The following is a 566-nucleotide window of genomic DNA, read 5'->3' as shown; positions in this document are numbered from 1 at the left end:
TTGGTATTAGTTCAAGAAAGTGGTTGAGAAACAAGCAAGAAGATCTTAAAGGGAAAAGATTTTCTTTCCGTATCCATTCAGCTAAGCGGTGTGAGAGACAATAGATAGGAGATTGTGGAAAGGGTTTAGCTCCTTTTATTTCCATGTTAAATATAATGGAATTATCCATTCATGGATACTGTCTTTCCTTTTTCTTCCTACTTGTTTTTTAAATTAACTACAGGGTTTATTAGCAGCAGGAGCAGGTGCTGTGATGAGACTCCATCAAGTTTATCACTAGGTTTTGATATTGCATATGTAATACCACCAGCGGCAAATCCAACTACCAAAGCAGTAGCTACAGCACACACACTCAAACAAGAAACAGGTGTTTGCACTGAACAGACACAATAAAATTGCATAATAATTAAAATAACAAAGTCATAGGTTCTATTACCTACCAACGTTTGATAGTTCATAAGTCTGAAACGCAAGTTAATAGATTATTATAATTTTTACTAAAATCTTAATATAGTTAAGATTTAATAGTGAGATGTGAGGAATGAAAGGAGCAAGAAATCATCATG

At 33.9% G+C, this 566-nt stretch carries 1 protein-coding gene; it reads left to right on the top strand.

Going from position 1 to position 566, the window contains the following annotated elements; genetic code table 11:
• Nucleotides 1–171 precede the first annotated feature (171 nt).
• On the top strand, nt 172–393 hold the full coding sequence (locus CCY16_RS05340) for a hypothetical protein (RefSeq protein WP_143696905.1): 222 nt from the start codon (nt 172–174) through the stop codon (nt 391–393).
• Nucleotides 394–566 lie beyond the last annotated feature (173 nt).

Source organism: Wolbachia endosymbiont of Wuchereria bancrofti (assembly GCF_002204235.2).
Lineage (GTDB): Bacteria > Pseudomonadota > Alphaproteobacteria > Rickettsiales > Anaplasmataceae > Wolbachia.
The sequence above is the reverse complement of the archived record's forward strand: the minus strand, read 5'-3'. Positions and strand labels throughout refer to the sequence as shown.